The sequence below is a fragment of the Acidovorax sp. genome (genome assembly GCF_016783915.1).
Taxonomy (GTDB): Bacteria; Pseudomonadota; Gammaproteobacteria; order Burkholderiales; family Burkholderiaceae_C; genus Acidovorax.
In genome coordinates this window covers 1-9089 of the sequence record NZ_JADHVT010000170.1, presented here as the reverse complement: position 1 = coordinate 9089, position 9089 = coordinate 1, and the positions used below count along the sequence as shown (strand labels likewise).

The window sequence follows — 9089 nt, the reverse complement described above, 5'->3', positions numbered from 1 at the left end:
ACATGATCTGGCGTACTGCACGCGGCACGGGGCTGGATGGCCCGCGCCAGAGCGACATCCCCAACGCGGGGCTCAACCGTGTGCGGGTGAGCGGCGAGGCGGTGGAGGTGCTGGACTGGGCCGATGTGCGGCACCTGGCGGATTTACCGGAGCAGCCGGTGTATGACCAGACGAAGTTAGTGGTGCGGTAATTGACTAACGCATAGTTAAATATCAGGACCGGGCGAGAAAGGCCCGAGTTATCTTTTCAGCGCTCTCTGCGTCGTTTGCCAGCCCCAGAAATGCAACTGCAGCGATAGCCCCGAATATTTCAGCGAACTTCAGGATTGCGTGAACTTCTTCTTCATCGTACGAAGGTTCGACTGCAAATTCGCTTTGCCAACGCTGGACGTGTAAACCTCCTGTGTGCGTATATGCGCACATGGATGACCAGTGCGCCTTCCTCAGCGCTTCCAGATTGGCATCAGCGAAGTCGTGGGCCCTCTCTACGGCAGAGACTAAGGCTGAAAAATCGGGTGGATTTCCACCGCCGATAAATGATTCGACCTGGGCGTCTGTGGCGCAATGGGCCAGCCACTCGCCTCGTACGTAGGCTTCAAATTCGACACGGACGAGAGAGAATGCTGAACCATATAAGCAGCGCTCGACAAGAACGACGATGGAATGGTGGTGTTCTTGTGCAAGCGCGAAGCATGCTGCTGCAGCACGTGAGCGATTTGAGGCGGAGATGGTTTTCTCATGCACCTGTCGCCGAAGCAGTTCAACGAATTGGCCTGCTGTACTGATACGAGTATGGAAATCCATAGAGGCGAACGCAGACGTTTCGGTCTTGTGCTCAGAGGCCATGGTTGTGACAGTCGCTAGTGGACTCACGCCACTGGCAACCCCAGCACCCCATTCACCATTCCCACCTGCCGCGCCAGCCTCACCGACTCCGGCTGCGCATTCACTAACGGCTGCAACACGTTCTGCACCGCCGCCCACTGCCCGTTGCGCTGCAGCGCATCCACCCAGATCTGGTGGAACAAATCCCGTTGCGCATGGCTGCCGCCAATCTCCACCAGCCGGGGCAGGGCCACGCCCAGTTTTTCCACCGCCGTCGCCCAGTCGCCCTGCGCGTGCGCCAGCAGGCCGTGGGCGGCAGGCACGCACACCTGCTGCCACACGGTGCGTTCGTGTGCCTCGGTGCGGGTGGCGGCGTGGGCGGAGATGTTGTTTTGCTGCGTGCGCGCGGCCTCCATGCGCCCGGCGCGGGCCAGGCCGTAGAGGTATTGCAGGTCCAGAAAGGGCAGTACGTGGTCGGCCAGGCGCAGTGCCAGGTGGTCGGCTACGTCGGTCCAGCGGTCGCCGACATCCACGCCTGCCAACTCCAGCCGGGCGAGCAGGGATACGGCGTTGATCTGGTCCTGGGTGTATTCCTTGACCACGCCCCAGACCTGGCTGTCGTAGAGCGCCAGCACTTCGGCATGCCGGTCCTGCTCCAGCAAAAACAGCGCCTGGTGCCACCAGTTGTGCGTGACCATGAAGGAGTTCAGGCCCGTCCAGGTGTCGCCCACGCTGGCCATGAAGTCGGTACCTTCGCGGATGCGGCCCTGTGTCAGCATGACGTGGGCCAGCGCGTGGTGGGCCCAGGGTTCTTTGCGGCACAGGGTGATGGCGTGGCGTGCGGCGCTTTCAGCCTCTTGCAGGCGGTGGCATTGCTCCCAGCCAAAGGCCAGCATGCCGTGCAGGTAGGGCACCTCGGCCGCTGCGGGCAGAGCCTGCAGCGCCAGGCGCAGCATGCCGGGTGAGTCGCCCCGGTTGAACAAATGGTATTGGCCGAGCTTGAGGGAGGCGAGGTCGCGCGGGTGCAGGCGGGCTTGCTCCTCGTGCAGCGAAATGGCGCGGGGCAGGTCGCCATCCACCCAGGCGGCGATGGCGGCCACAAAGCGTTGTTCACGCTCGGTAGCCTCTGTGGCGCGGGCCAGGGCCTGGTCGATGAAGGGGCGGGCGTTGCGCGGAGCGTCTGCCGACTCGGCAAACATGTGCAGCGCGGCGCAGCTGGCCTGAACGATGGGGCTGGTGTCGGCCGCCGCGTTCAGCACGTTCACTGCGCGGGCTTCGCAGGCGATGAAGCCTTCTACAAAGTCATTCAGCGCTGTCGCGCTGGTTTCGTCCTGCAGCGTGATGGCGTTGCCCAGGCTGTCTGTCATGCGGGTGTGCGTGGAGGATGGCATGGGGCATTGTTGGGTCGCTGGGCTCAGCCGCCGTTGATCAAGGTCACGTAGGCGTTGCGGGTTTCGGCTGAAACGGAAGCGACGAGCTGTTCGTGCGGCGTCTGGTGCCGCGCCAGCATGCGGGCGCTGGCCACGGTTTTGGACTTGCAGTACCAGTGGCAGGTGTGCTGCATCAGAAACAGCTCGGCCGTCATCATGTAGGCGCGGTCTTTGGGCGACAGGTGGCTGGTGTTCTGCACCACATGGGCAATGCCGCGCGCGTGGATGGCGAGCGCACGACGCACGTCAAAGGTCATGGCGGGCAGCAGCTTGTCGGCAAACGGGATCGGCACGGAGAGCCGGCTGACACGGGCGTGGGCTTCGTCCACCTTGGCAAAGTCGGCGGCAAAGCGGCTGAACTGCTCGCTCAGTTGCGACTCGGTGGTGCTCAGCAGGCTCCAGATCTGGCTGCGGCGCTCGTCGGTGCTTTCACCCAGGGCGCGCAGGTAGCCGTCGGTCAGCGCCTCCATCAGCTTTTCGATCTGGTAGTTGGCCAGGTGTTTGCCCAGCAGCGCAATGCGCTTGCGCTGCTCTTTGGCATTGAGCACGAAGGTGCCGGTGGCGATGAGGATCGCCAGGATGATGATGTCCATGCGGTGGTGGGATGGTGGTTTGTGAGGCGGGGGGGGCTCCAGCGGTGGTGCCAGCGTCAGAGCGTATCCCCCAAGGTTACCAACAACAACGCACGACAGATGCAGGGTTATGCCGCAGGCGGCTGGGGCCATGCCCGCTGGGGTTCGCGGATCAGCTCGAAGGCGTGCGCCACCTGCAGCACGCCCAGGTCGTCAAAACGCGCGCCCGCAATCTGCAGGCCGATGGGCAAACCAGCGCGGGTGTAGCCGCAGTTGACCGAGGCCGCAGGTTGCTCGGACATGTTGAACGGCACGGTAAAGCCGATGTGTTCCAGCGGGCGCAGCGGGTCGCTGGTGGGCGAGGGCAGCTCGGCCTGGAAGGCGACGTTGGGCGCCACGGGCGAGATCACATAGTCGAACGCGCTACAGGCCTTGACGGCGGCCACGCGCGTCAGGTGGAACTGGTGGCTGGCGGTGAAGACCTCGGTGCCGCTCATGCCGGCGGCACTGTCGGCCCAGGTGCGGATGTAGGGCAGCACCTTGTCGCGCCGCGCCGCAGGCAGGGCCTGCAGGTCGATGTGGGAGCGCATGCGCCAGAAGTGGTCCATGCCGTCAAGCATGGCCTGGGTCATGAAGGGTGCCATGGGCACGATGGTGGCGCCAGCGGCTTCCATGAGTTGGGCTGCGCGCTCTACGGCCGCTTTCACCTCGGGCTCTACCGGCAGGCCGCAGCCAGCGTCCAGCAGCAGGCCTATCTTCAAGCCTTGCAGGCTGCGCGCGCGCTCGGCCAGCTTGTTGAACTGGCTCCAGGCGATGTCCTGGTAGGGCAGGCTCATGCTGTCGCGTGCGTCGGGCTGGCTCAGCACCTGCATCATCAGCGCGGCGTCGGCCACGGTGCGGGTCATGGGGCCGGCGGCGCGGCCGGTGTAGGGCGGGTCAATCGGGATGCGGCCCAGGCTGGGCTTGAGGCTGAAGATGCCACACCAGCTGGCAGGCAGGCGCAGCGAGCCACCAATGTCCGTGCCGATGTGCAGCGGGCCGTAGCCCGCAGCGGCTGCCGCGCCGCCGCCGGCGCTGGAGCCGCCCGGGCCCTTGCTCACGTCCCAGGGGTTGCGCGACAGCGGGTGAAAGGTGGACAGGCCCGAGGACAACATGCCGTAGTCGGGCATGGTGGTCTTGGCGACGATGACGGCCCCGGCCTCGCGCATGCGGGCGGCGGGGGGGGCGTCAGCTGCGGCGGGCACCAGTTCGACGGCGGCCGTGCCCAGCGGGGTGGGGTCGCCTTCGGTGGCGATGTTTTCCTTGATGGTGCTGGGCACGCCGTCGAGCAGCCCCGTGGGCTCGCCGCGCAGCCAGCGGGCCTCGGAGGCACGGGCCTGGGCCAGGGCGGCCTCGGGCCGCAGCAGGTAGGTGGCTTTGATGTGGGGCTCCCACCGTTCAATGTGGGCCAGCACGGCCTGCGTGACCTCGACCGGTGACAGCTTGCGCTGGCGGTAGGCGGCAATCAGGTCGTGGGCGGGCAGGTCGTGCAGTTCGGTCATGGGAGGGTGGGTGGTCGCAGTAGCGAGGTTTATCAATAAAAAAGGCTGCGGGCGCTAGTGGATAGAGCGCCGGCAGCTATATTTTTAGGAGTGTTGACTCCTGCACGCGCCGCGTTGCGGCGCGTGGCTGTCAGGACCAGGACAGCGCGGAGATGTCGTTCACGAACACGGGCATGTCTTTCCACAGGCCCTTGAGGTTCTTGTTGGCCACCGTGATCCACTGGTTGGAGTACAGGAAGGCGTGCACCGCATCGTTGGCCAGCAGGCGCTGCGCATCGCCCAGCAGCTTGGCGCGGTCGGCGGGGCGGGCGGCGTTCTTGATCTGGCTGAACAGGTCGTTGAACTTGGGCGAGTTGTAGGCCCAGTAGTAGTCGGGCTTGGCAAAGTTGCCCAGATCGAACGGCTCCACGTGGCTGATCACCGTCAGGTCGTAGTTCTTGCTGCCGTAGGTGCCGCTGAGCCACTGGGCCCATTCCACGTTCTGGATCTTGGCGATGATGCCGACCTTGGCCAGCTGGGCTGCAATGACCTCGCCGCCCTGGCGTGCGTAGGGCGTGGGAGGCAGCGTCATGGTCAGCTCCAGCGGCGTTTTGATGCCGGCCTCGGCCAGCAGCTTCTTGGCCTTCTCGGGGTCGTAGGGGTTCACGCCCGTGGTGTCCACGTAGCCAAACGCGCCCGGCACGTAGTGGCTGCCGATGGGTGCGCCGTAGCCGTCGCCCGCGCCTTCGATCACGGCCTTGCGGTCAATGGCTGCGGCAATGGCGCGGCGCACGCGCACGTCGTCCAGCGGCTTCTTGCCGTTGTTGATGGCCACGATGGTCTTGGCGCGCGAGCCGCTGACCACCACCTGGAACTTGGGGTTGGCCTTGAACTGCGCCACGCTGCGCGGCGTGACGCGGGGGAATGCGTCCACGTCGCCCGCCAGCAGGGCAGCCACCTGGGCTGCAGGGTCGGAGATGAAGCGGAAGGTGGCGCGCTTGATCTTGATGGCCTTGGCGTCGCGGTAGCCGTCCCAGGCGGTCAGCACGACCGAAGAGCCCTTGTTCCACGCCTGCAGTTGGTAGGGGCCGGTGCCCACGGGCTTGTTGGCGTTGGTGTCGGCGCTCTTGGGCTCCACGATGATCGACGTGGCCTGGCCCAAGATGAACAGCAGGTCGGGGTCGATCTCCTTGTTGAGCAGCACCACGGTGTAGTCGTCCACCACCTGGGTGGTGATGCCTGCAAAGGTGCGCTTGTCCTTGTTGGTGCTTTTCTCGCCGCCCGCGCGGTCGTAAGAGAACTTGACGGCGGCGGCGGTGAAGGGCTCACCGTTCTGGAACTTCACGCCACGGCGCAGCTTGAAGGTGTAGGTCTTGAGGTCGGGCGAGACCTCCCAGCTTTCGGCCAGCAGGGGCGATACGCTGCCGTCGGCGTTGATCTTGGTGAGCGTCTCGAAGATGTTGTACTGCACGATCTCGGCGATAGCAGACGCGGCACCGGCGGTGGGGTCCAGGCCTGGGGGCTCCAGCGTCATCGCCAGCGTCACCGCATCTTTGCGGCCTTGCGCCAAGGCGCCAAGCGAGGTGGACAAGGGCACAGCGGCGATGGCGCCAGTGGCAAGGACGGTACGGCGGTTCAGCATGTTCGGACTCTCCAGACAAAAAACCAGACAACAACCATAAAAACCCCGGTGCAATTGGTTACCAGGGCGCACAAAAGCTTTTTACACCATCACACCTACATTTGGTTATGCGATTTTTGCCGTTGCGGCTGCAGCGGCGGCTGCTGCTGCACGGCGCGCCCGCGCGCGGCCTGGCAACACCTGGGGCACTGCGCCTACCAGCGACTGTGTGTAGGGGTGCTGCGCGTTGCGGAACAGCTCACCCGGCGATCCGCGCTCCACAATGCGGCCCTGGTACAGCACCACCACCTCGTCACACAGGTGATTGACCACCGCGAGGTCGTGGCTGATGAGCATGTACGTGATGCCGAACTGCTGCTGCAGGTCTTGCATCAGGTTCAGCACCTGGGCCTGTACCGACACGTCGAGCGCGCTCACAGGCTCGTCGGCCACGATGAGGCGGGGCCGGGTGATGAGGGCGCGTGCAATGGCGATGCGCTGGCGCTGACCGCCAGAAAATTCGTGCGGGTACTTGCCCAGGTCGTTGGTGCGCAGGCCCACCTGGGCCAGCACCTGGGCCGCCTGCTCGCGCTGCTCGGCGCGCATGGTCTGGCCCTGTGCCTGCAGTGGTTCGGTGACGATGCGCTCCACGGTCTGGCGCGGGTCCAGCGATCCGTACGGGTCCTGGAACACCATCTGAAAATCGCGGCGCGCCTGGCGCAGCTGTTCGGCGGGCAACTGGTGCAGGTTGCGGCCCAGCAGCTCGACCGTTCCGGAGGTGGGCGCGTCCAGCGCCATCACCAGGCGGGCCAGCGTGGACTTGCCGGAGCCCGATTCGCCGACGATGCCCAGGCTGTGGCCTGCCGCCACCGAAAAGCTCACGCCATTGAGCGCATGCACCTTGCCCGGAGGGCGAAACAGGTGCTCGCGGGGCAGCATGTATTCACGCACCAGGTCCGTGACCTGGAGCAGCGGCGCAGCGGTCTGGCCGGGGGCGGTGTGGGGTGCCTGGATCATGCGGCCACCTCGATGATGTTCACCACGCCCGCACTCTGCGCCTCGGCAATGGCCTCGCGCCTCAGGCAGCGCACCTGGTGGTCGCCATCGGCATCGGAGGCCACGATCGTGGCCTCTGGTTGATCGTTGTGGCAGGCATCCACTGTGAAGCTGCAGCGCCCTGCAAACGGGCAGCCTGCGGGCAGGTCCACCAGCTCGGGCACCGTGCCCGGAATGGTGGACAGGCGCGGGCGTTGCCCGGGCGCGTGCACGGCACCCAGGTGGGGCCGGGCGGCGAACAGCCCGCGTGTGTAAGGGTGGGCCATGGCCGAGAAGACCGAGGCGGTGGAGCCGCTTTCGACCACGCTGCCGCCGTACATCACCATCATGCGGTCCACGTTCTGCGAGATCACCCCCAGGTCGTGCGAGATGAGGATCAGCGCCATGTTGCGCTCGGCCACCAGGTCGCTGATGAGGTCCAGGATCTGCTGCTGGATGGTCACATCCAGCGCCGTGGTGGGCTCGTCGGCAATCAGCAGATCAGGCCCGCAGGCCAAGGCCATCGCAATAGTGATGCGCTGGCGCTGCCCGCCCGAGAACTGGTGCGGATAGGCGTCAAAGCGCTGTGCGGCTTTGGGGATGCCCACTCGGTCCAGCAGGGCTATGGCTTCGGTGCGTGCGGCCGCTGCATTCATGCCCCGGTGCAGGCGCAGCGGCTCTGCCACCTGGCGGCCAATGGTGTGCACGGGGTTCAGGGCGGTCATGGGCTCCTGGAACACCATGCCAATACGGTTGCCGCGCATCTTGCACATCTGCGCATCGGTGCGGCCTACCAGCTCTTGTCCATCAAAGCGGATGCTGCCCGTGACCTGCGCGCTGTCAGGCAGCAGGCCCATGAGCGACATGGCCGTGATGGACTTGCCGCAGCCCGATTCACCAATCAGGCCCAGGGTTTCACCACGCGCCAGAGAAAAGCTCACGCCGCGCACGGCATCGGCGGGGCCCCGGTGCGTCTGCAGGCGGATGCGGAGGTTGGAGACTTCTAACAGAGACATCGTGAGGTTGTGGGGCTTCTTGGCAGGATTAACGCTTGCGTGAGAGACGAGGGTCCAGCAGGTCGCGCAGCCCGTCGCCCAGCAGGTTCAGCCCCAGCACGGCCAGCGCAATCGCCATGCCGGGCCACACCGCCAGCAGCGGGGCCTGGAACATCAGCGTCTGGGCCTCGCTCAGCATGCGGCCCCAGGAGGGCTGGGGCGGCTGGGTGCCCAGGCCCAGGTAGGAGAGGGCAGCTTCGGCCAGGATGGCGATGGCGAACTGGATGGTGGCCTGCACGATGAGCACCGACAGGATGTTGGGCAGCACGTGTTCCAGCGTTATGCGCCAGCTGCCCTTGCCGCAAGCACGCGAGGCCAGGATGTATTCGCGCGACCACACGGCATTGGCCGATGCGCGCGTGACGCGTGCGAACGTCGGGATGTTGAAGATGCCGATGGCGATGATGGAATTGACAATGCCCGCGCCAAAGACGGCCGTCATCATGATGGCCGAGAGGATGGCGGGGAAGGCGAAGGTGAAGTCCGCCAGCCGCATGATCAGCTCTTCCACCCAGCCACGCTTGGCGGCGGCCAGCAGTCCCAGCGCCGTACCCAGGGTCAGGCCGATGCCCACCGCGATCACGCCCACCAGGATGGAGTTGCGTGCGCCCACCAGCAGCAGCGAGGCTACGTCGCGGCCAAAGGCATCCGTGCCCAGCCAGTGGGTGCCGGATGGACTCGCCAGCTTGTTGGCCATGTCCATCTCGTAGGGCGACCAAGGCGTCCAGACGAAGGAGAGCAGCGCAGCAAGGATCAGCAGCGCCGACAACACAGCACCGATGACAAAACTGCGGTGGCGCAGTGCGCGGTGCAGCCAGCCGGGGGCGGAGAGCGTGGAAGAGGAGAGGGTGGACACGGCGGCGCTCATGGGGATCAGATGTCGGAAGCCTTGACGCGGGGGTCGATCACGGCGTAGAGGATGTCCACGACGAAGTTCACGATCACCACCATGGCGGCGAGCAGCATCACGCAGTTGCGCACCACGATCAGGTCGCGGTTGGAGATGGACTGGAAGATCAGGCGCCCGAGGC

Annotated in this window: 8 protein-coding genes and 2 pseudogenes; 1 reads left to right on the top strand and 9 read right to left on the bottom strand. The window is 65.5% G+C overall.

The window, feature by feature from the left end; translation table 11 throughout:
• A pseudogene (locus ISS20_RS21310) lies at positions 1-191 on the top strand (histidine phosphatase family protein); the annotation flags it as partial.
• A 22-nt stretch (positions 192-213) separates the two neighbouring features.
• Here the strand turns inward: ISS20_RS21310 and ISS20_RS21305 are convergent.
• From ISS20_RS21305 to ISS20_RS21265, 9 genes and pseudogenes are all read right to left on the bottom strand, one after another.
• Positions 214-846 (bottom strand): hypothetical protein, encoded by a 633-nt coding sequence (locus ISS20_RS21305; RefSeq protein WP_156401051.1) that lies wholly within the window; start codon positions 844-846, stop codon positions 214-216.
• A gap of 23 nt (positions 847-869) precedes the next feature.
• Complete coding sequence (locus ISS20_RS21300; RefSeq protein ID WP_291439337.1) at positions 870-2216, bottom strand: tetratricopeptide repeat protein; 1347 nt, start codon at positions 2214-2216, stop codon at positions 870-872.
• A 23-nt stretch (positions 2217-2239) separates the two neighbouring features.
• Positions 2240-2848, bottom strand: coding sequence for a hypothetical protein (locus ISS20_RS21295; RefSeq protein WP_291439335.1), 609 nt, complete (start codon positions 2846-2848; stop codon positions 2240-2242).
• 107 nt (positions 2849-2955) lie between these two features.
• Positions 2956-4368, bottom strand: a complete 1413-nt coding sequence (locus ISS20_RS21290) for an amidase (protein WP_291439333.1) — start codon at positions 4366-4368, stop codon at positions 2956-2958.
• A gap of 130 nt (positions 4369-4498) precedes the next feature.
• Positions 4499-5989, bottom strand: a complete 1491-nt coding sequence (locus ISS20_RS21285; protein WP_291439331.1) for an ABC transporter substrate-binding protein — start codon at positions 5987-5989, stop codon at positions 4499-4501.
• Positions 5990-6094: 105 nt separating this feature from the next.
• Positions 6095-6985: an ATP-binding cassette domain-containing protein gene (locus ISS20_RS21280; RefSeq protein WP_291439329.1), complete on the bottom strand. Its 891-nt coding sequence runs from the start codon at positions 6983-6985 to the stop codon at positions 6095-6097.
• Positions 6982-8019, bottom strand: a complete 1038-nt coding sequence (locus ISS20_RS21275; RefSeq protein WP_291439327.1) for an ABC transporter ATP-binding protein — start codon at positions 8017-8019, stop codon at positions 6982-6984. The genes ISS20_RS21280 and ISS20_RS21275 overlap by 4 nt, the downstream gene beginning before the upstream one ends.
• Positions 8020-8047: 28 nt before the next feature.
• Positions 8048-8926, bottom strand: a complete 879-nt coding sequence (locus tag ISS20_RS21270) for an ABC transporter permease (protein WP_291439325.1) — start codon at positions 8924-8926, stop codon at positions 8048-8050.
• A 5-nt stretch (positions 8927-8931) separates the two neighbouring features.
• Positions 8932-9089 (bottom strand): annotated as a pseudogene (locus ISS20_RS21265) (ABC transporter permease); the annotation flags it as partial.